Genomic DNA, 21,592 nt, shown 5'->3' with positions numbered 1-21,592 from the left:
ATTTATGCCGCCTGATCTTTGTTTGTCTGCTGTTGTTCCACTGCTTCCGCTATATAAGGAGCTAATAATTTAGCAATAGCTGTAAATACAGGCACAACAACTGAGTTTCCAAACTGTCGATAAGCTTGTGTATCTGAGACCGGAATATGAAATGCTCCTCCCTGAGGAGACTCAAACCCCATTAGCCGTGCGCATTCTTTCGGTGTTAAACGACGTGGGCGATTTTTCTGATTATCTGGATTATCAAAATCCTGTTCCCCAAGCTCTTTATTCCATCCCCGGTCAATAAGTATTTCTGATCCATCTTTATGGTAACGAGCAGAAAGTGTGCGAGTGACGCAATTCTTATTATTGGGATCTATAAGGCCAAATCCAAAACCATTTCCTTTAGCTTGATGCTTTTTGGCATAATTATATAAATATTTCCAAAGATGAGGGGTAAGAATATATTTACTATCAACTTCTGGTTCAAGTAAATCCGCAAGTGCTGGTCGTTCTTCCGGGAAATATCGACTAATTTCCTTAAGTGTAAATCCTTGATGAATATTCAGATCTTTACGAAAACCAACTAACACAATCCGTTCCCTATGCTGAGGCAAAAAATATTTTCCATCAATAATTTTTGGATCATTCGGCCCCATGATATCCGCATCAGCAACAGCATATCCCAACTCATTCAATGTATCCATGATAATACGGAATGTCTTCCCTTTATCATGACTTTTTAAGTTTTTAACGTTTTCCAGAAGAAAAATAGCAGGTTTTTTAGCTGTAATAATTCTAGCCACATCAAAAAAAAGAGTTCCCTGTGTATCACACTCAAACCCATGAGCACGACCAAGAGAATTCTTTTTCGAAACACCTGCTAATGAGAATGGCTGACATGGAAAACCAGCCAAAAGAACATCATGATCTGGAATTTCTTTATCAATATTTTTATAAGCTTCTTTTTCATCTATTTCTGGGTTTTCACTTAATGTTATTTCACGAATATCAGAATTAAATTTATGGTACTCTGGATCACAATACCAGTTTGCTTTATAGGTACGAACAGCATCTTTGTTCCATTCGCTGGTAAAAACACACTGACCACCAATTTCTTCAAAACCTTTTCGAATTCCGCCAATCCCTGCAAAAAGATCAATGAAACGGAAATCGTATTGAAGATGATTTTTAGGTGGTTCAGGGAGCATTTTTTGGAGCATAGCAACTTCAACTTCTGTTAACAATTTTTGGACTGATTTTCCGTTAAACCAGCGATTTAAGGTTTCACGGGTCCAGTCGTTATAACTTACTTTGCGCAAAAGTTCTGCAATAGTTTTTTGATCATAAGACTCAAAAAGTCTCCCCATCAGCTTTTTATCTTCCGCCAACTTTTGCTGCTGAAATAATTTTGATTTTTCATGAAGATCTTGGGCATATGAAAAAAATTCTTTCATTTTTTTTATCCATAAAATGTTTTATTTAGTGACACATTATCACTCAATTGACCCAGATGAAAGAACTTTGTGGATATTTATACAGTTATTTACTTTACCCAGTAATTCAATCTGACCATTTTAATAGAATTAAGACACCATTTCAGACGAAATACCCAATCCATCATCTTCGATCCAAAATAAAAATATTATTCAAATAACCAAATATCAGTAAGTTACCAAATTTCTTATCCAATAGTATGAAATTGAAGGATTTAAACGACTGATGACAGGCCACACCCTGACCATCAAAACTGATAACGGCGGGCAGATAACATTCAACATTTCTCAAATTGCAACACAGCAACAATCCCGCTGAACTAATACTGGCAATGGAGCTGCTGGCTGGGGGAAAAAGCGGTCATCATTGACCCGGACGGCTTTCTTACCGACCAGATTCAACCAGCGCAGCCCGCTGTTCAGTTTCACCCGCCAGATACAGGGGCTGCACCGCTACCTGCTGGCGATTCAGAACGCCCCGGTACCGGGTAAAGCCGCCCTGAAAGCCGTCCAGCTGCGACTGGAACAGAACAACAGCGACCCCATCTTCGAAGTGCAGCAGCTGGCGAAAACCCTGCCGGAACCGTTAAACCGCTGGGTCGGTGAACTGGCTGAACAGGCGTGGCGGGTGGTCATGATGGCCGCAGTCAGCTCGCTCGAAGTCGAATGGAGCGAAAACGTCGTCAGACAGTACCAGACCTACCTGGCCGGCCGCTATCCGTTCAACCCGGAAGCCACCCAGGATGTGCCGCTCAGTGAGTTCGACCGCTTCTTCCGCCCGGGCGGCACACTGGATGCCTTCTATCAGCAGAACCTCAAACCGTTTGTCGAGAACAACTTAATCTACGGCACTGACGGTGAACCGCTTATCCGCCCTGATGTCCTGAAACAGCTGACCCTGGCTAACCGTATCCGCGACACCTTCTTCACCCCGCAAAACGGCCTGGGCGCCCAGTTTGCCATTGAACCCCTCAGCCTGACCGGCAACAAACGCCGCAGCCTGCTTAACCTTGACGGACAGTTACTCGATTATGCCCACGGCCGTGGCAGCATCGTGCACTTAATCTGGCCGAACTCCATGCGCGCCGGGGTGGAAAGTCAGCTCACCCTGATACCGGACGTCAGCGGCAAATCCCCACGCGCCATCCGCTTCACCGGTCCGTGGGCACAACTGCGGCTGATTAACAGCGGCAAACTGACCAGCGTACGTCAGGATTCCTTTGATGTGCTGTTCAGCGTGGACGGGGGGGACATGACCTACCGTATCTACGTGGATGAATCCGACAACCCGTTTGCCGGCGGCCTGTTCAGCCAGTTCACCCTGCCTGACACCCTCTATTAATAAAAAAACCTGCCCCGCGCCGGCGGCGGCAGGCAAGGATAAACTGCCATGCGTGAACACCCTGAAAACCTGATTATCCGTGCCGGCGGGAACCCGATGCACCTGCCAGCGTTCACGGCAATACGCGAAGAAATCAACAAAATTAACCACCCGTCTCAGCCGGCCGTCAACTGGCCGCTGATTGAATCCCTGGCCCTGACGCTGTTTCGCACCCACGGCGTCGATTTACAGAGCGCGATTTACTACACCCTGGCCCGGATGCAGCTGAGCGGCCTGGCCGGCTTTACCGAAGGCTGTGAGTTACTGGCCGGGGTGATGGTCAGCCAGTGGGATGCGCTGTGGCCGCCACAGCCCGCGGTCCGCACCGACATGCTCGACTGGTTTAACACCCGCAGCGGTAACGCCCTGCGCCAGCACGACTACACCGCCCGCGACCTGCGCCTGATTTACCGGGCAGAACGGGCCTTACAGCTGATAGTCGACCGGCTCCAGCAGTCCGAATTGAAACGCCTGCCCAAAGTCGAAAACCTGCTGTGGTTTTTCCAGAACACCGCGAAAAAACTGGAAAATACCCGTATCCTGCCCACACCGGCGGCCAAACCTGTCCAGATGCCGCCGCTGGTCTACCTGGCCAATACAGAGCCGGAGCCGGCTGAACCGGAAACCGGCTACAACCCCGGCTACGACAGCCAGCAGCCCAAAGTCCAGGTCCGTTTCCCGGAGCCGCCGCCCCGGATGAGTGCCTTACAGGGCTTCGGACTGGGTGTACTGCTGGGCGCATTTGTCCTGACCGGCAGCTGGCTGGGACTTTACCGGCCGCTGCAACACCAGCTCACGGCCCTGACCGGCACACCGGACGGCGCACGACTGGCCTGGCTGTACCAGCCTGACCTGCACACCTATGAACAGCAGCTGACCCGGTTAGCAGACGCCTCACCGCTGGCGGGACTGCAACATGCCGACCAGCTGACCGCCCTGGCACAAAAGACCTGGCCGCAGGACCGCGAACAGCAGCGCGAAACCGCCCGCTGGCAACAGTTACAGGCCATCCGGCTGGAGAATGCCCCGCTACCCGGCAGCTGGCACCAGACCCGCCATCAGCTCCGGCAATTAGCCGACAGCATCCTGGCGCAGGAGCGCAACCGGGGCAGCTTCACCCTCTCCTACCTGAAAACGGCGATTTACCAGATTCAGACCAGCCACGACCGCGAGGTGCCACTGGAAGAGCTGCTGCGCCAGTTCTCCGCCGCAGTCGAACAGGGACACCCCGTTTCCCCCGCGCTGAGAAAAAAGACCGATGACCGCTTTAACGCCCTGCTCAGCCGCTACTATGCACTGCAAAAAGACGCCGGGCTGACCACTCCCCCCGGGAAAGACCACCCGTAACGTCAGAAAAGGAACCCTTAATATGTCATTTCAGAAAAAAACAGCCGGACTGGCCCGGCACATGGCTGACCGGATGACGGCGCAACCCGCCGGCGGGTTGCAGTTCACCCTCACCGCCGCCGGCCTGCCGCCCCACACCTTTGTCGTCGCCGGCTTTTCGCTCAATGAAGCCCTCTCCACCCCTTTCAGCCTGAACGTCAGTTTAGCCAGCGCCGACCCGGCCATTGATTTCGCCGCAGTCCTCGATAACCGCGCCACCCTCTCCATCCTGCGCGCCGGCAACATCGAACGCACCGTCACCGGCATGGTCGCCCGCTTTGTGCAGGGCAACACCGGTAAACATCAGACCCGCTATGAGATGACCCTCCGCCCCGATATGTGGCGCACCACCCTGCGCCAGAATTCACGGATTTTTCAGCGGCAGGATATCAAAACCATCCTCACCACCCTGCTCAAAGAGAGCGGCGTCCGCGATGTGGTGTTCCGCCTGCGCCATCCGCACCCGGAGCGGGAATTCTGCGTCCAGTACCGGGAAACCGACTTTGACTTTCTGCACCGGCTGACCGCCGAAGAAGGCCTGTTTTACTTCTTTGAATTCACCGGCAGCAAAAATACCCTGGTGTTCGCCGACGTGGCAGGCGCCCTCGCCACAGGCCCGGTCCTGCCCTATCACCCCGGTGAAGCGGCCGACGCGTCGCAGCTGTGCGTCACCACCCTGACCCGGCAGGCGCAGGTCCGCCCGGCCTCCGTCGAGCTCAAAGACTACACCTTTAAAAACCCGGTCTGGGCCGCCGAGTTTCGCCACCATATGCAGGAACAAAACCTCCAGCACACCGGCTATGAACACTTCGATTTCCCCGGCCGCTTCAAAGACGAGCAGCACGGTGCCGATTTCACCCGCTACCGGCTCGAAGCCCTGCGCAATGACGCCCTGACCGGCCACGGGGACAGTAACCACGCCGCCATGCTGCCGGGGGTCCTCTTCACCCTCACTGACCATCCCCGCGATGACCTCAACCAGCTCTGGCAGCTGGTCAGCGTCTCCCACAACGGCAGCCAGCCGCAGGCGCTGGAACAGGCTGGCGGCGAGGCCGGCACCGTCATGAGCAACCAGTTCACCTTTATCCCCGCGCATCAGCACTGGCGTCCGAGGCCGGGGCGCAAACCGGTGATGGACGGCCCGCAGATTGCCAAAGTCGTCGGCCCGGCCGGGGAAGAAATCTTCTGCGACTCATACGGCCGTATCCGCCTGCAATTCCTGTGGGACCGTGACGGCCGGAGTGATGACCACAGCTCCTGCTGGATACGGGTGACCCAGCCGTGGGCCGGCCAGGGCTGGGGCATGCTGGCTATCCCGCGTATCGGTCAGGAAGTGGTGGTGGACTTTCTCGACGGTGACCCGGACCAGCCGATTGTCACCGGCCGCACCTATCACGCCAGCAACCTCCCGCCCGGCACCCTGCCAGGCAGCAAAACCCAGATGGCCTTCCGCTCGAAAACCCACAAGGGCGAAGGCTATAACGAACTGCGCTTTGAGGATGCCAAAGGCAGTGAAGAACTGGCTTTGCATGCGCAGCGCGATATGAACACCGTGGTGCTCAATGACCGCGAAACCCGGGTCATGCACAACCACACCGAAAGCATCGGCAATGACCAGATACTGTCAGTCAGACATGACCGTCATAAAGAGGTGACAGGCAACGAAGTCAGTGCCATCACCGGCCTGCATCAAATCACTGTCGAAAAAGACAGCCGGCTGAACGTCAAAAATAACATCCAGATACACTCCCGGGCCGGCGGTATCGAAATGGCGACTGCCGGGGGCAGCATCACTATCGACAGTGCCGGCAATATCCGCATTCAGGGTGCCAATATCACCATTAACGGTAAACAGGTCAATGTGAACTGACCGGTATTCACCCACGAACACCTTTCAGGACATGATTTCAATCAATAACAATTAACGGGAAAAAAACATGGAAAACACACCATATCAGATGAATGAAGGCACCCTGACTCTCCCCGCCAACTGGCGGGATGAATCCCTGCATGTCTTCGTCCTGCCGGATGACAGCGGCATTAATCTGGTGGTCAGCCGCACCCCGGTTCCCGCCGGCCTGGATTACCACGCTTACTATGAACAGACCCTGGCACAGTTTTGCACTCATCTGCCCGGTTATCAGGAGCACCAGCGCAGCGCAATCACCCTCAGCCAGCAACCCGCCCGCCGGCTGGATTACCAGTGGACAAGCCCGGAAGGCGACATGTACCAGACCGTGGTGCTGCAAATCCGCGGCACACGGCTGCTGACCTTCAACCTGACCTCCCCCGCCCCCTTTGCGGACGGTCAGCGCGAGGCACTGCTGACGGTTATCGACAGCTTCCAGGCCGCCGGATGATTTGACAGGAGGTTCAGCATGTCACTTGGTGATGACATCGTCACCCGGATTGCCCGGGCTGGCGCGTTACATACCGCCCCGGGGGCGCCCCCACCGGGCGCTTCCGGCCCGGCCGCAGCCCGCAAAGGCGACCCGATTAAACATGCCAGCTTCCTCGGGGCGCTGGCCGGGGCGATTGCCGGTGCCCTGATAAGCGCGGCAGTATTTGCCGTGGCCGCGGCAGTCATCGTGGGGACCGGCGGATTAGCCACCGTTGCCGTGATTGCGCTCGGCACGGCCGGGACGCTGGCGCTGGGGACGGTCATCAGTGCCGCCAGTTCGGCAGTCACAAACATGGTGGACAGCATCGGCCCGCCCAGCGGCGCACTGCTGACCGGCTCCCCGGATGTGTTTATTGAAGGCAAACCGGCGGCCCGGGCCACCACCGATACTGCGGGCTGCACGAAACACCCGGCACCGCCGCTGATTGCCCAGGGCAGTGAAACCGTGTTTATCAACGGCTCCCCGGCCGCCCGGGTGGATGACAAACTGGTCTGTGGCGCCACCATCAAAGCCGGGGCCAAAACCGTGTTCATCGGCTCCGGACAGGGCACCTACTTAGCCGTTGCCGAAGAATTCTCCGCCTGGCAGCGGGCCCTGCTGATGGCGGTTGAATTTCTGGTGCCGCCCTCCCGGGGAGCCATTAAGGGCCTCGGTAAACTGTTCACAAAAACCGGCCGGCTGGCCGTGCTGAACGGGGCAAAAGCCGGGGCCCGGCACGTCGGGAAAATCGTATCCGGTAAAACCTTTTGCTGCGCCAGAACCGCCTTTAAAGAAACCCGGGGGGTGAAACGTTACCGGGAAAGCACCAAAAAGTTCTTCACCGGTGACCCGATTGACGTCACCACCGGCCAGCTCTTCGACCAGCGCACCGATATCACCCTCGGCCAGACCCTGCCGCTGGTGTTTCTGCGCAGCTGGGCCCCCGGGGAACAGGGCTTACTGGGGCCCGGCTGGACCGACAGCTTCTCCGAATGCGCCCTCACGACCGGCGACCGGATTGAAATCCGCACCGCCGACGGGGCCTCGCTTTACTTTGCCCTGCCGCCCGCGTATACGCACAGCACCAGCCCGGACCACCCGGATTTCACCCTGAGCCGCGGCGAACAGGGCTATATCCTCCGCCACCGGGATTCCCCGGTCCGCAAGTATTTTGCCCTGCCCGCGCCGGGTTCCGCTGAGGAGCCCCGACGCTGGCTGCTGACCGAACACCGGGACGTCTATAACAACCGGCTGCGGTTTCTCTACAACGGGCAATCTCAGTTGATTCAGGTCAGTCACAGTGACGGGCCGCTCCTGACACTGCGATATAACCTGAACGGGCAGCTCACTGACATCCTGCGTACCGATGACGGGTTACAGGAAGTGATGGCCCGCTATCACTACCATGCGGATGGCCGGCTGGCCGAAGCCGACAGCACCCAGCATTTTCACCTGTACTATGAATACAACGCGCAGGGCCTGATAAGCCGCTGGTCTGACGGTGACCAGACCTGGGTGGATTACCGCTACGATAAACAGGGGCGCTGTACTGACAGTGTCGGGGCCGGCGGTTTCTACCCGGTGCATCTGGATTATGCGCCGGGTCTCACCCGCTCCACCACCCCGCAGGGGCACACCACCACCTGGCATTACAACGACCAGCTGTTGGTCACGGAAATCCACACGCCCTGCGGCAGTGTGACCCGCAATGACTATGATGACTGGGGCAATCTGGTCCGGCAGGTGTTACCGCAGGGGGAAACCCGGACCCTGACTTATCTGGCGGAGACGGGCCGGGTGACCGCCTTCACCGATGCGGCCGGGGCCCGCTGGCAGTACAGTTATGATACCGACCTGCGCCTGACCGGCATCACCGACCCGCTGCAACGGACCTGGCTGCCACTGTATGATGACCGCGGCCAGCCATCCGGATTTATTGCCCCGGATGGCCGGAAAACCACCCTGACCCGCAATGCCTTCGGGCTGGTGACCACCGAAGAAGACACCGACGGCAACTGCCGCACCCGGGAATATGATGACCATCAGCGGCTGGTCAGGCTGTTTGACGAGGAGCACCGCACCGTCAGCCTGGGCTATGACAGCCAGGACCGGCTGCGCAGCCTGACCGCCGCCGGCGCGCTGTGGCGCTGGCGTTATAACCGCCATCACCGGGTGGCAGTCACTGACCGGCCCGACAACCACCTGGAGAATACTGAGCATGACCGCCACGGGAACCTGACACGCTGGACCGACGCGCGCGGGGTGGCCTGGCAGGTGGAATACGGCCCGTTTGACCTGCCGGTCGCCCGGCGGGACGGCGAAGGCCATCGCTGGCAGTACCGCTATGATGCCGATACCCTGCAACTGACGCAGGTGATTAACCCGATGGGGGAAACCTACCGCTACACGCTGGATGCGGAAGGCCGGGTTATCACGGAGCAGGATTATGCCGGCACCCGCTGGCACTATCGCTATGACCTGTCCGGAAATTGCATTGAAAAGCGGGACGGGGAAGAGACCGTGACCCGCTACACCTATGATGCCGTTCAGAGACTGACCGCGCTGGATACTCCAGAAGGTACGACCCGTTATCATTACGATGTCATGGGGAAATTGTTGACGGTAGAATCCCCGGACAACACCCTGCATTTTGAATATGACGACCAGGACCGGATAGTGCGGGAAATCCAGCCATACGGGGAAATTCTGCGTCACTACCCGGATAACCGCACCGCCGGACGCCAGCTGTTCACCGGCGAAACCGACCCGGTTGCAGGGCCCGCCCGCTTCACCGGACAGACCCACCCCGGGCACTGGCAGAGTCAGGTACAGGTTAACCGGGCCGGGGAGCTGACCGGGCTGACCTTAGACAGTCAGCCGCCCCTGACGGTGGAACGGGATGAGGCGGGGCGGGACACCGGCCGTTACACCGAAAGCGGCTTCATTGTGCGTCAGCAGTATAACCTGATGGGATTACTGACCGCGCAACGGGCGGGGCGTAACCCGCACTTCTTCCGCCCGGCTGACCTGGCGGAGATGCCCGACCCCGCCTATGCCAGTCTGGCCAGACAGTATGAATACGATGCGGCCCTGAACCTGACGGCGGCCCGTGACGATGCGCAGCAGTTGCACTATATCCTCAACGGCAACGGCCAGGTGGTCTCGGTGAGTGATGAAAGGAGCCTGCGCGAGCATTATCAGTATGATGTCACTGGTTATCCGTCACGGCGGTTTGACGGGGCGCAGGAGATTATGGGGGAAACCCTCTACCAGGAGGGCCACCGCCTGAACTGGGTGGGCTCGCACCGGTTTGTCTACGACCTGGCCGGCCGCGTGCAGGAGAAACAGTTTTTAGCCGAGGGTTACCGGCTGGCGGTGACCAAATACCGCTGGAACAGCCAGAACCAGCTGACCGGCCTCCTCACCCCGGACGGCCGCCGGTGGGAATATCGTTATGACGCCTTCGGGCGGCGCACCGAAAAACGCTGTATCCAGACCGGTAAGCTGACCACGTATTTATGGGACGGGGATGTGCCGGCGGAAATCCGCGAATACCAGCATGGCCGGCTGAAAATCATCCGCCATCTGGTGTTTGACGGCTGGGCACTGATGGCCCAGCAGACGCAGCAGTTTACCCTCAATCGGGACAACCGGGTGGGCCTGGTGGTGGGGGCGATTGAGACCCAGTATGCGGTGAGCGCCCCGACCGGTGAGCCGCTGGCGCTGTTCGACCCGGCAGGCAAGCGGGTGTGGCGGCAGCCGAAACAGTCGCTGTACGGGCTGCGTCTGGCGGAGCAGGATGAGAACCCGCAGCTGGATCCGGGCCTGCGATTCGCCGGGCAACTTTTTGATGAAGAATCAGGGCTTTGCTACAATCGGCACCGTTATTATTTGTCGGAAGGAGGGTGTTATCTCTGTACCGATCCAACGGGCCTCTGGGGTGGCGAGAATACCTATGGGTATGTGCATAATCCGACGGGATGGATCGACCCATTCGGGTTAGTAGCGTGTGGTGCAGGCTCTGGCGGTAAAGGATTAGGAGGGCATCAAGCAGTAGACCGCGCTGCTGCTGAATTAAATACAGCAGTTCAAAGGGCAAACCGTCTCCTTAATCGTGGGGGACATATGAATACTCCATGGGGAAAAATACATCAAAAATGGGCAAATAACCCCCACATACCTCAGTGGTTAAAAAATGTATCTAAAGGGAATGCTATTCAGCAGATAACGGACAAATTAACTGCAAACAATAGGTATCTTGACGGTATTGTAAGGAATAAGACAGGAGCTTGGTGGGGCAAATTGAGGCCAGATTATCATATTGAATTACCTAATGGTAAGGTAGCTGTATTTGATATAACAACACCTGGTCAAGCACCTAAGATAAGTAAATATAATGTTAATGGTGTGACTGATTGGTTGATTAATATTCTTTATTGAGGTGTTATGATGAGTAGAAAGTTGAAAAAGGATCTTAGAGAACGCTGGTCAGCAGAACTTGATTTTCAGATTAACAATGGCCTTAAAAAAGAGAATTGGAAAGATAAAGAACAGCCTAATGTTAGATGGTTGATTCAGCCTTTTGGATTGACAGAATTAGGTAAAGCAGACTTTCGAGGTTTTCCATTCAGAGAGCCATTGAAATATCAATATGTCGTAGAAATTGATTTTTCTTTTTCTCAGGCAATTAGTGAAAAAACAGAAGGATACGGATTTTCGAGGGGATTGACTGGATTTAGTAATTTACTCTTCGAAAGATGTGATTTCATAGAGGCTGATTTACCAGCAAATTTATCAGAAAAGTTTATTTGTTGTAATTTCCAAGGCGCTTCATTCAATGCATGCAGGATAAACGCTTGCTTTGAAGGTTGTGATTTCACAAACAGTAAATTAAAGGATGTCTTAGTTCGAGGAAAAAAATTTATTAATTGTAATTTTAATAAAGCAAATCTTTCAAAAGCTAATTTTTATTCTTGTTTTTTTGAGTCATGTTCTTTTGATGAGACAAAATTTTCAGGAAGTAATTTTTCAGGAAGTACGTTTATTAGTACGAGACCATCTGATTCTCAATTAGCAAGTTGTTCCTTGGCAGAAAAAATAAAATTCTCTTAAATAAAAAACCGGAAAGATCCTTCGAGATCTTCCGGCCTTCTTGTGATCTACCGTGGCGCATACCCACGGTAAGCCAGAGCGGATTGAAGCTTAGAAATCGCATCCTTAATCTGATACGCTTCCTCGTCATTCACGGCACAGGCGCGTATCTCCGCCCAGTTCAGCCGCTTAGCCAGTTGGGCCAAGGCCAGCGCTTCAATGTGGGTTAACTGAATGTCCTGCAAATGCTCAATCACCACTTTCATTTTATCCTCTCCCTTAGCCCGCGTTGTATTCAGCCAGCATCTCCCTCATCCGCAGCTTAATCTCATTAAGTTGGCTTTGCTGCCGCTGGTATTGCTGCTGATAGTGTTGTGTGGCTTCACTGTCAGGAATAAGCACCAGACAGCCATCCATCACCTTCACCGTAATCTGGCCGCCAGTATTAAACCCCGCCTGTCTCAGCCACTGCCCTTTAAGATGTATCGCCGGTGTGGCGTTGTTGACCTTATTCCCGTTCGGCACATAACCCACCGTGTAATAACGTTCTGTTTTCACAGCTTTATTTACTGCCGCTTCTGCTTTAGAATGCGCCTTAGCCATAGTGACTACTCCTATTAGTTGCTGTGGTAAGCGGCAGACGTGAGGTGCGAACTCACCGTCTGCCGCGCTATCTCAACGCTTAGTGCTGTTAAATCCCATTGCCTGTTCAACCATTGCTTTCTTGACAAAGCTGTCAAGTACGTAAACGTCCGGTCATCTCACCTTGTTCTTCCTCTCCGGCCCATGCACGCTACTGCTTCCTTATCTTCACCTGGAGACTGACACCATGAGCCGTAGCCGATATACCCCGGAACAAAAACAGCAACATGTGACCCAATGGCGCCACAGTGACCTGACCCGAAAACAGTATTGCGAACAGCATCAGCTGAGTTTTTCCGCTTTTCGCGACTGGATTGCCGACAGTCACAAAATACGCCAACCTCTCAGCCAGACACTGCCCGCCCTCTTGCCAGTTTCACTCCAGCCTGACGACGCGCGCACCGTTACCCTGTATACCCCAGACGGCTATGCCATCGCCTGTCCATTGACGCTGTTGCCTGACGTGATGCGGGTACTGGCCCGATGCTGAAACCGCAACAGCTCTTTCTGGTGCGAGAGCCCGTCGACATGCGCCGGGGCATTGATGCCCTGACCCGGCACCTGGAGGGACTGAATTTGCGCTGGCAGGACGAGGCCGCTTTTGTTTTCTGCAACAAGGCCCGCTCCCGTCTCAAGGTGTTGCGCTGGGACCGACACGGCGTCTGGCTGTGTACCCGCCGTCTGCACCGGGCCCATTTTGTCTGGCCGAAGCAGGGCGAGCGCAGCTGGGTGATGACGCCCGCCCAGTTTGACTGGCTCATCCGCGGCATTCACTGGCAACAAGTCGAGGGAGATGACCTGTCCGGCTGGCGAAGCTAATTCCGCTACCCCGGTCACACTTTTACCGGATAACGACGGGGAATTATCCGGTACACTGTCGGCATGACGCTCAATGACTTAATCGCGCTGGATGACCCCGGCCAGTTCCGCCTGCGGGCACTGGCGCTGCTTCAGCAACAAGGTGATTATATTCGCCAGCTGGAAGAGGCCCTGAAACAGGCGCAACGCTGGCGTTTTGGCGCGCACAGCGAAACCCTGCCTGCCGGTCCCAAACGCTGTCAGTTTGAGGAAGATGCCGATACCGATATCGCGGTGCTGGAAACCCGGCTGTCACGCCTGCATATCAAGGAAAACGCGCCCCCGGCCCAGCCTAAACGTCAGCCTTTGCCGGCGACTTTACCCCGTGAAGATATCCGGCTGGCGCCGGAGACGGAGAGCTGCCCGGATTGCGGTCATGCCCTGCGCTTTTTGCGTGATGAAATCAGTGAGCGACTGGAATACTGTCCGGCCACGTTTATCGTCCGGCGTTATGTCTGTCCGCAGTACAGCTGTGCGGCCTGCCAGCGAATTCATGCTAAAGCCCAGCCCGCCCATCTTATTGAAAAGGGCCTTCCGGAGCCGGGGTTGCTGGCTCAGGTGGTGGTCGCTAAATATCGTGACCACCTGCCGCTCTACCGTCAGCAGCAAATCTATGCCCGCAGCGGTGTAACCCTGGCCCGCAGCACCCTGTCGGACTGGGTGGGGCAGGTGGCTGTGGCGTTGCAACCGCTGGCCGATGCCCTGAAGCAGACGCTGCTGACGTCCCCGGTGCTGCATGCCGATGAGACCCCGTTGCCGATACTGGCCCCGGGAAAAGGCCAGACCCGGCGAGCTTACCTGTGGACGTCTGTCACCGGCCCCGATACCTCGCCGGCAGTGGTGTACTATGAGCTGCATCCCGGCCGCAGCGGCCGTTATGCCCAGAGCCTGCTGAAAGACTGGTCGGGCGGCACGTTGGTGACGGATGACTATGCCGGTTACAACGCGCTGCATGCCCGGGCGGATATCACCGAAGCGGGTTGCCGGGCTCACGCCCGCCGCAAATTCTTTGACCAATACAAAGCGAGCCAAAGTCCGGTGGCGAAACAGGCGCTGGATGGCATTCGTGACCTGTACAAGCTGGAGCGAAAAATCAAACACCGGCTGCCGGATAAACGGCGTCAGTGGCGACAGCGTTATGCCCGGCCGTGGCTGAATGAGTTCCGGTCCTGGTTGCAGACGACTCAGGCCCAAACGGCACCCAACTCCGGGTTACGCAAAGCGATAGATTACACGCTGAAGCGCTGGCCGGCGCTGGTGTGTTATCTGGATGACGGGCGGGTGCCGATAGACAACAACCGGGCGGAGAATGCGGTCCGGGGTGTGGCGCTCGGCCGAAAGAACTGGCTTTTTGCGGGTTCACTGGCCGCGGGGCAACGGGCGGCCATGATAATGAGCCTGCTGGAAACGGCCAAAGCCAACGGACATGAGCCCTGGGTCTGGTTACGTGATGTCCTCAGTCGGCTGCCTGTCTGGCCGAACAGTCGGTTGAATGAGCTGCTGCCCTGGCCTGAGAATCCCTTCCGTTAACATCCCATTTTGTTGTTATCTGACAACGCAAGGTGAGTTCACCGGAACATTACCACTGACCGGCCCGACAACCACCTGGAGCATACTGAGCATGACCGCCACGGGAACCTGACACGCTGGACCGACGCGCGCGGGGTGGCCTGGCAGGTGGAATACGGCCCGTTTGACCTGCCAGTCGCCCGGCGGGACGGCGAAGGCCATCGCTGGCAGTACCGCTATGATGCCGATACCCTGCAACTGACGCAGGTGATTAACCCGATGGGGGAAACCTACCGCTACACGCTGGATGCGGAAGGCCGGGTTATCACCGAGCAGGATTATGCCGGCACCCGCTGGCACTATCGCTATGACCTGTCCGGAAATTGCATTGAAAAGCGGGACGGGGAAGAGACCGTGACCCGCTACACCTATGATGCCGTTCAGAGACTGACCGCGCTGGATACTCCAGAAGGTACGACCCGTTATCATTACGATGTCATGGGGAAATTGTTGACGGTAGAATCCCCGGACAACACCCTGCATTTTGAATATGACGACCAGGACCGGATAGTGCGGGAAATCCAGCCATACGGGGAAATTCTGCGTCACTACCCGGATAACCGCACCGCCGGACGCCAGCTGCTCACCGGCGAAACCGACCCGGTTGCAGGGCCCGCCCGCTTCACCGGACAGACCCACCCCGGGCACTGGCAGAGTCAGGTACAGGTTAACCGGGCCGGGGAGCTGACCGGGCTGACCTTAGACAGTCAGCCGCCCCTGACGGTGGAACGGGATGAGGCGGGGCGGGACACCGGCCGTTACACCGAAAGCGGCTTCATTGTGCGTCAGCAGTATAACCTGATGGGATTACTGACCGCGCAGCGGGCGGGGCGTAACCCGCACTTCTTCCGCCCGGCTGACCTGGCGGAGATGCCCGACCCCGCCTATGCCAGTCTGGCCAGACAGTATGAATACGATGCGGCCCTGAACCTGACGGCGGCCCGTGACGATGCGCAGCAGTTGCACTATATCCTCAACGGCAACGGCCAGGTGGTCTCGGTGAGTGATGAAAGGAGCCTGCGCGAGCATTATCAGTATGATGTCACTGGTTATCCGTCACGGCGGTTTGACGGGGCGCAGGAGATTATGGGGGAAACCCTCTACCAGGAGGGCCACCGCCTGAACTGGGTGGGCTCGCACCGGTTTGTCTACGACCTGGCCGGCCGCGTGCAGGAGAAACAGTTTTTAGCCGAGGGTTACCGGCTGGCGGTGACCAAATACCGCTGGAACAGCCAGAACCAGCTGACCGGCCTCCTCACCCCGGACGGCCGCCGGTGGGAATATCGTTATGACGCCTTCGGGCGGCGCACCGAAAAACGCTGTATCCAGACCGGTAAGCTGACCACGTATTTATGGGACGGGGATGTGCCGGCGGAAATCCGCGAATACCAGCATGGCCGGCTGAAAATCATCCGCCATCTGGTGTTTGACGGCTGGGCACTGATGGCCCAGCAGACGCAGGCGTTTACCCTCAATCTGGACAACCGGGTGGGCCTGGTGGTGGGGGCGATTGAGACCCAGTATGCGGTGAGCGCCCCGACCGGTGAGCCGCTGGCGCTGTTCGACCCGGCCGGGCAACGGGTGTGGCGGCAGCCGAAACAGTCGCTGTACGGGCTGCGTCTGGCGGAGCAGGATGAGAACCCGCAGCTGGATCCGGGCCTGCGATTCGCCGGGCAACTTTTTGATGAAGAAAGTGGTTTATGTTATAACCGGTTCCGGTATTATTTGCCGGAAGCGGCATGTTATCTCAGTCCCGATCCGATTGGATTAGCAGGGGGTCTGAACCTGTATGCGTACGTGCATAACCCGGTGTCGTGGATCGACCCATTAGGCTTAACTGGCTTTGATGCTTCTGGTAGACCTTTATCCAGTCCAAATTATAGTGTGTGGTATCAAACAGATATCCCCACAGATTTACATTCAAGTAGCAGACCTAAGCATTTTAATAATGCAAATAAACAACTGTATGAAGTAATACAAAAAGATCCACGTTTAGCTAAAGCGTTACCGCCTGAAGTTGTAGCGCATGTACAGCCAGGTCCAAAAGGTGGATTTGAACGTACTAGCCCGCCTAATCATTCATGGCACCATAATGCTCAAAATCCAACTAAGATAGAACTTATTCCAAGATCTCAACATCAAGCGCCTGGCGCTGTACAGAAAAGCCTTCATCCAAATCAGGAAGGAGGATTTAAAAAGTTGGGTAGTGGAAAATGTGGTGGACTATAAATAATGAGGTAGTTTATGAAGTTAGTTTCTATTGCTGATGTATTATCGACCCCAGAAAATAATTCCAGCGAGTGGTTTTGCTTACCTCCAGATCAAAATAGTTGGACGTTAGAAACAGAAGGAATTTTTTCTCTGAGTAGTGCTGATTTTCCACCTGATTCTGATGATTATTTACCTAAACAGGTAAAAGAAAACGGGTGGATTGAAGTTTTAGATGGAGGAACAATTGAAGAAGTAGTAGCTAATACTAAGGCCCAGTTAGACAATCCATCTCTTAATGATCTATTGAAGGCATTTATTTTTTATTTTGAAAATGATGCTTTTATGGAGTTTTAATTATATGAGATATGAGCCGGAAAGATCCTTGAGATCTTCCGGCCTTCTGATGATCTATCTTGGTGAATACCCACGGTAAGCCAACGCAGATTGAAGCTTAGAAATCGCATCTTTGATCTGATACGCTTCCTCGTCATTCACCGCACAGGCCCGTATCTCCGCCCAGCACAGCCGCTTAACCAGTTGGGCCAGGGCCAGCGCTTCAATGTGGGTTAACTGAATGTCCTGTAAATGTTCAATGGCTATCGTCATCTCATGCTCTCCCCTTAACCCACAAAACCAGTTATCAGCGCCCGCATCTGTTGCTTAATCTCATTGAGCTGGCTCTGCTGCCGCTGGTACTGTTGATGCTGCTGTTGCGTGGCTTCACTGTCAGGGATCAGCACCAGACAACCGTCCATCACCTTCACCGTAATCTGGCCGCCAGTATTAAATCCCGCCTGTCTCAGCCACTGCCCCTTAAGATGTATCGCCGGGGTGGCGTTGCTAACCCTGTTCCCGTTCGGCACATAGCCCACCGTGTAATAACGTTCTGTTTTCACAGCTTTATTTATCGCCGCTTCTGCTTTAGAATGCGCCTTAGCCATCATTCAACTCCTTCTTAGTTGCTTGTGGTGAGCGGCGTTGGTGTGGTCTCAACACATCAGCGCCGCGCTATTTTTATCCCTCCGGTTCATCAACAGACAGTAACGCAGACTCCATGCGCTGCTTGGCGATCATGGCATCAATGATCTTGATAACCGTTTCCTGATCTTCCTGTGCCAGTCGTTCCAGAACCTGAAAGCGTCGAAATAACCGGGAGTTAGCCAGCGGTGAATCTTCAACAGGATTGCCTGTCAGCAGATAATCCACCGTGACCCCTAACACATCAGCCAGCTTAACCATCATCTCAGCGGGAGGTATGTTAAGTCCGCTTTCGTACTTGTTCAGTTGTTGAAAACGGATCTCAACTTTCCCAGCCAGTTCTTTCTGAGGCCATCCCTTCTGCTTACGTAGCGCCTTGAGACGTACCCCAAACTCTTTGCGGAGTTCAGCATTTTGCATAATCAAAAACTCTGTTTGCATAGTGACTCCGTTAGTGTAAGGGCTTGTCTGAATTAGGGGTTGCAAGTAACTCCTAAAAGGATTATAAATAAATCCAATTAAGAGTCAATTTAAATCTTGACAGGATTTAGGAGTCAACAACATGGCACGGATACCCGACGCAGAATTACAGCACCTGAAAGCCGCCGTCTCCTTAGTCGCCGTGGTGGAGCAACAGGGGCGACAGCTCTTTAAACGCGGCAAAGATTACGTACTGCTGTGCCCGTTCCATCAGGAGAAAACCCCGTCAATGGTTATCTCTCCGGCAAAAAATCTCTATCACTGTTTTGGCTGTGATGCCGGCGGCTCAGTACTGGACTGGGTGATGAAAACCGAAGGCTTAAGCCTGCGCCATGCCGTGGAATGCCTGCGCGGGGAACTGGGCGAAAATCCGGCAATGGCCCCGCTGGTCCAGCCGGATGAACCCGCCGTGCTGGCCGAAAACGAAGCCGGACGGCAGGCGCTGCTCAACCGGGTGGTTGAGTTCTACCACCACACGTTGCTGAACGCCCCCGAAGCCCTGGCTTATCTGGCAAAACGCCGGTTAAATCACCCGGAATTAGTCGCCTGTTTTAAACCGGGCTTTGCCAACCGCACCCTGGGTTACCGGCTGCCCGCCAGTAAATACAAGGCCGGGTCCGCTATCCGGGTCCGGTTAATGGCGGCGGGTATCCTGCGGGACAACGGGCATGAACACTTCAGAGGGTCATTAGTGATACCGGTTATCGATATGCACGGCCAGATACGCGAAATCTATGGCCGTAAAATCGGTGACGACCTGCGCAAAAACACCCCGTGGCATCTGTATCTGCCCGGGGCGCATAGCGGGGTCTGGAATGAACCGGCCATAGCCGCGTCAGCCTCGCTTATCCTGTGTGAATCATTAATCGATGCGATGTCATTCTGGGTAGCCGGTTACCGTAATGTCACCGCCGCCTACGGGGTGAACGGGTTTACTCCCGACCACTGGCAGGCCCTGAAACAGCATCAGGTCAGGCAGGTGCTGATTGCCTTCGATAATGACCCCGCCGGGAATGATGCCGCGGTGAAACTGGCCGCCGAACTGACTGCCACCGGTATCACCGTGTTCCGGGTGGTGTTCCCCGAGGGCATGGATGCCAACGGCTATCTGTGTCAGGTCGCCGAACCAGAACGGGCCTTCGGGTTGTTGCTGGACAGTGCCGTGCCGATGCAGGAGGCGGCAGAGATACAGGCCACCACCGCAACAGAGCGGGCCGCACTGGCTAAACATCAGCCGGTTCCGGTGCCGGAAATGGTCAGCGCATTAGCCGCCGGTATAGCCGCGTTGCCGTCGATGCCGAATGTGGTCTGGGAAACCGGCGCTAACGGCGAGATATCCCTGACGCTGGGCACACAACAGTGGGGTATCCGGGGCCTGTCACAGGTGAAAGCCGGGGCGGCGGTGATGAAAGTGAATGTTCAGGTCGTTGATACTGACAGCGGCGTGATGTTCGCCGACAGCGTGGACATGATGAGCGCCCGCAGCCGGGGCGGGTATGCGCGACTGGCCGCCACCGAACTCGGGCTGGCCGAAGGTGACCTGCGCCGGGCGCTGGGGCAGGTGTTGCTGGTACTGGAACAGTGTCAACAGGCCGGCGTCGGTGAGCAAACCGAAACCCCACCGGTTCCCGAACTGAGCGGGGACCAGCGGGCCGCGGCGCTGGCCCTGCTGCAAGACCCGAAACTGAGTGAGCGCATCACCGCTGATTTAGCCGCCTGTGGCGTGGTGGGCGAATCCACTAACCTGCTGGCCGGTTACTTAGCCGCCGTCAGTCGCAAGCTGGACCGTCCGCTGGCCGTGCTGATACAGAGCAGCAGCGCTGCCGGGAAAAGCTCACTGATGGATGCGGTCCTCAATCTGATACCGGAAGAAGAACGGCTGCAATACAGCGCCATGACCGGCCAGAGTCTGTTCTATCTGGGGGAAACCAACCTGCAACACAAGATACTGGCGATAGCCGAAGAAGAAGGGGTGCGGCAGGCCGCCTATGCGCTTAAGCTGTTGCAAAGCGACGGCGAACTGACCATTGCCAGCACCGGTAAAGACGATGCCAGCGGGAATCTGGTCACCAAACAGTACACGGTGAAAGGGCCGGTGATGCTGATGCTCACCACCACCGCAATAGATGTCGATGAAGAGCTGTTAAACCGCTGTCTGGTGCTGACGGTGAACGAATCGCGGGAACAGACCGAAGCTATCCACGCCTTGCAGCGCCATAAGCAGACCCTCGAAGGCTTACTGGCAGAGAATGAAAAGGCGTATATCACCGAGCTGCATCAGAACGCCCAGCGGCTGCTACGCCCGCTCAATGTGGTTAACCCTTATGCCTCACAGTTAACGTTCATGAGCGATAAAACCCGCACCCGACGCGACCACATGAAATATCTCACCCTGATACAAAGTATCGCCCTGCTGCATCAGCACCAGCGCGAGGTGAAGACCGCGGAACACCGGGGCAAACGGCTTGAATATATCGAAGTCACCAAAGAAGATATCCGCCTGGCGAACCGGCTGGCCCACGAGATATTAGGCCGCACGCTGGATGAAATGTCACCCCAGACCCGAAAACTGTTACTGTTGATACAAGCGATGGTGAAAGAGACGGCGACAGCGCAGCAACGCCCGATGAACGCGGTCCGCTTTACCCGCCGGGATATCCGCAGTTACACCCAATGGAGCGATAACCAGTTAAAAGTCCATTGTCAGCGACTGGCCGACATGGAATACCTGTTAGTCCACGGCGGCAGCCGCGGCCATCTGTTGCAGTATGAACTGCTGTGGAACGGCGACAACGCAGAAGAAGCCCACCTGTGCGGCCTGATTGACCTGACAGCGCCGGAAAAACCGGTAAAACCCTGAATATGACTCACGCAAGTTGGACTGACTGAACCGCAAGTTGCCCCTAAGTTGGGGTCAAGTTGGGTCCAAGTTGGAGGTCGGAAAACCGACTTCAGGCCGCAACAATACTGGGCGGAATGGCTCGCAAGTTGGAGAAGGTTGAAAAACACTGTTCCGGCAATAATAAGAAAAAGTCGTCGTATCGTACTGCCAGCTCATCATCGAACCCGAAAACCCGGAATACGACCGACGTAAGTTGGACTGACTGAACCGCAAGTTGCCCTCAAGTTGGGGTCAA

17 protein-coding genes and 1 pseudogene are annotated in these 21,592 nt (G+C 55.6%); 12 read left to right on the top strand and 6 right to left on the bottom strand.

Translation table 11 applies throughout. The annotated features are described in order from the left end of the window. Positions 1–2: 2 nt before the first annotated feature. Complete coding sequence (locus ACUN2T_RS01870; protein WP_445495985.1) at positions 3–1,439, bottom strand: DNA cytosine methyltransferase; 1,437 nt, start codon at positions 1,437–1,439, stop codon at positions 3–5. Between the two features lie 481 nt (positions 1,440–1,920). Here ACUN2T_RS01870 and ACUN2T_RS01865 point away from each other — a divergent pair. The 6 genes and pseudogenes from ACUN2T_RS01865 to ACUN2T_RS01840 form a co-directional block, all read left to right on the top strand. Further along, a pseudogene (locus ACUN2T_RS01865) lies at positions 1,921–2,820 on the top strand (type VI secretion IcmF C-terminal domain-containing protein); the annotation flags it as partial. 48 nt (positions 2,821–2,868) lie between these two features. Then, positions 2,869–4,206: a VasL domain-containing protein gene (locus ACUN2T_RS01860; protein WP_445495984.1), complete on the top strand. Its 1,338-nt coding sequence runs from the start codon at positions 2,869–2,871 to the stop codon at positions 4,204–4,206. Positions 4,207–4,267: 61 nt separating this feature from the next. Next, positions 4,268–6,115: a type VI secretion system tip protein TssI/VgrG gene (tssI, locus tag ACUN2T_RS01855; protein ID WP_445497783.1), complete on the top strand. Its 1,848-nt coding sequence runs from the start codon at positions 4,268–4,270 to the stop codon at positions 6,113–6,115. Between the two features lie 67 nt (positions 6,116–6,182). Beyond that, positions 6,183–6,605 carry a DUF1795 domain-containing protein gene (locus tag ACUN2T_RS01850; RefSeq protein ID WP_445495983.1) on the top strand — a complete coding sequence of 141 codons (423 nt, stop codon included), beginning with the start codon at positions 6,183–6,185 and terminating at the stop codon, positions 6,603–6,605. 18 nt (positions 6,606–6,623) lie between these two features. Beyond that, on the top strand, positions 6,624–11,066 hold the full coding sequence (locus ACUN2T_RS01845; RefSeq protein WP_445495981.1) for an RHS repeat-associated core domain-containing protein: 4,443 nt from the start codon (positions 6,624–6,626) through the stop codon (positions 11,064–11,066). Between the two features lie 6 nt (positions 11,067–11,072). Further along, positions 11,073–11,738: a pentapeptide repeat-containing protein gene (locus tag ACUN2T_RS01840; protein WP_445495980.1), complete on the top strand. Its 666-nt coding sequence runs from the start codon at positions 11,073–11,075 to the stop codon at positions 11,736–11,738. Positions 11,739–11,785: 47 nt separating this feature from the next. Here the strand turns inward: ACUN2T_RS01840 and ACUN2T_RS01835 are convergent, their stop codons facing one another. Both ACUN2T_RS01835 and ACUN2T_RS01830 read right to left on the bottom strand, forming a co-directional pair. Beyond that, positions 11,786–11,983 (bottom strand): DUF7706 family protein, encoded by a 198-nt coding sequence (locus ACUN2T_RS01835; protein WP_445495979.1) that lies wholly within the window; start codon positions 11,981–11,983, stop codon positions 11,786–11,788. Positions 11,984–11,996: 13 nt separating this feature from the next. Then, the gene (locus tag ACUN2T_RS01830; protein ID WP_228940538.1) at positions 11,997–12,320 is read right to left on the bottom strand and encodes a SymE family type I addiction module toxin; all 324 of its coding nucleotides are present in this window, start codon (positions 12,318–12,320) and stop codon (positions 11,997–11,999) included. A 226-nt stretch (positions 12,321–12,546) separates the two neighbouring features. Here ACUN2T_RS01830 and tnpA point away from each other — a divergent pair, with 226 nt between their 5' ends. The 5 genes from tnpA to ACUN2T_RS01805 all read left to right on the top strand — a co-directional run bounded on the left by tnpA (position 12,547) and on the right by ACUN2T_RS01805 (position 17,351). After that, positions 12,547–12,849, top strand: coding sequence for an IS66 family insertion sequence element accessory protein TnpA (gene tnpA, locus ACUN2T_RS01825; protein ID WP_445495975.1), 303 nt, complete (start codon positions 12,547–12,549; stop codon positions 12,847–12,849). After that, positions 12,843–13,178 (top strand): IS66 family insertion sequence element accessory protein TnpB, encoded by a 336-nt coding sequence (tnpB, locus tag ACUN2T_RS01820; protein ID WP_214089177.1) that lies wholly within the window; start codon positions 12,843–12,845, stop codon positions 13,176–13,178. The genes tnpA and tnpB overlap by 7 nt, the downstream gene beginning before the upstream one ends. A gap of 63 nt (positions 13,179–13,241) precedes the next feature. Beyond that, positions 13,242–14,747 (top strand): IS66 family transposase, encoded by a 1,506-nt coding sequence (tnpC, locus tag ACUN2T_RS01815; protein ID WP_445495978.1) that lies wholly within the window; start codon positions 13,242–13,244, stop codon positions 14,745–14,747. A gap of 393 nt (positions 14,748–15,140) precedes the next feature. After that, a complete protein-coding gene (locus ACUN2T_RS01810) occupies positions 15,141–17,015 on the top strand; it encodes an RHS repeat domain-containing protein (RefSeq protein WP_445495977.1) in 1,875 nt (624 codons plus the stop codon). Positions 17,016–17,030: 15 nt separating this feature from the next. Continuing rightward, positions 17,031–17,351: a DUF7716 domain-containing protein gene (locus tag ACUN2T_RS01805; protein ID WP_214086574.1), complete on the top strand. Its 321-nt coding sequence runs from the start codon at positions 17,031–17,033 to the stop codon at positions 17,349–17,351. 54 nt (positions 17,352–17,405) lie between these two features. Here ACUN2T_RS01805 and ACUN2T_RS01800 read toward each other — a convergent pair whose 3' ends face one another. The 3 genes from ACUN2T_RS01800 to ACUN2T_RS01790 form a co-directional block, all read right to left on the bottom strand. Next, positions 17,406–17,603 carry a DUF7706 family protein gene (locus ACUN2T_RS01800; RefSeq protein ID WP_166291727.1) on the bottom strand — a complete coding sequence of 66 codons (198 nt, stop codon included), beginning with the start codon at positions 17,601–17,603 and terminating at the stop codon, positions 17,406–17,408. Between the two features lie 14 nt (positions 17,604–17,617). After that, a complete protein-coding gene (locus tag ACUN2T_RS01795; protein WP_445497782.1) occupies positions 17,618–17,938 on the bottom strand; it encodes a SymE family type I addiction module toxin in 321 nt (106 codons plus the stop codon). Between the two features lie 73 nt (positions 17,939–18,011). Next, on the bottom strand, positions 18,012–18,416 hold the full coding sequence (locus ACUN2T_RS01790; RefSeq protein WP_242685670.1) for a helix-turn-helix domain-containing protein: 405 nt from the start codon (positions 18,414–18,416) through the stop codon (positions 18,012–18,014). A gap of 121 nt (positions 18,417–18,537) precedes the next feature. Here ACUN2T_RS01790 and ACUN2T_RS01785 point away from each other — a divergent pair, with 121 nt between their 5' ends. Further along, entirely contained in the window at positions 18,538–21,315 is a 2,778-nt protein-coding gene (locus ACUN2T_RS01785; RefSeq protein ID WP_445494466.1) for a CHC2 zinc finger domain-containing protein, read from the top strand. Positions 21,316–21,592: the final 277 nt, after the last annotated feature.

The organism is Photorhabdus machadonis, from assembly GCF_052657765.1.
The sequence above is the reverse complement of the archived record's forward strand: the minus strand, read 5'-3'. Positions and strand labels throughout refer to the sequence as shown.